Origin of the sequence: Halomonas sp. SIMBA_159, from assembly GCF_046536035.1 — a bacterium.
GTDB lineage: Bacteria > Pseudomonadota > Gammaproteobacteria > Pseudomonadales > Halomonadaceae > Vreelandella > Vreelandella venusta_A.
The window spans coordinates 1-230 of record NZ_JAWJBT010001797.1 but is presented as its reverse complement, the minus strand read 5'-3'; the positions used below and the strand labels follow the sequence as shown (position 1 = coordinate 230).

At 58.7% G+C, this 230-nt stretch carries 1 pseudogene; it reads right to left on the bottom strand.

Features of this window, described 5'->3' with window-relative positions:
- Window positions 1-230: pseudogene (locus tag R0J87_RS25400) on the bottom strand (tRNA uridine-5-carboxymethylaminomethyl(34) synthesis GTPase MnmE); the annotation flags it as partial.

Here is a 230-nt window from a genome sequence, read left to right as displayed (position 1 = left end):
CACCCGCCCAGGCACCTAACAGTTGCGCTTTACCTTGCTGCAAATGCTCCGCTGCCTGTTCCAGCGCCTGTAGGTGGCGACGACGCGCCAGGAAGCCGCCTTCCATGTTGGTGTCAAAGCCCATGCTCTGTTTGAGATGGTTACGCAGCACCTCCACGCCTTCACCTGTCCTTGCCGAGAGACGAATTAACGCGTGACCGTTCACTTCACTCATTCCCAGCGTTTCGCCG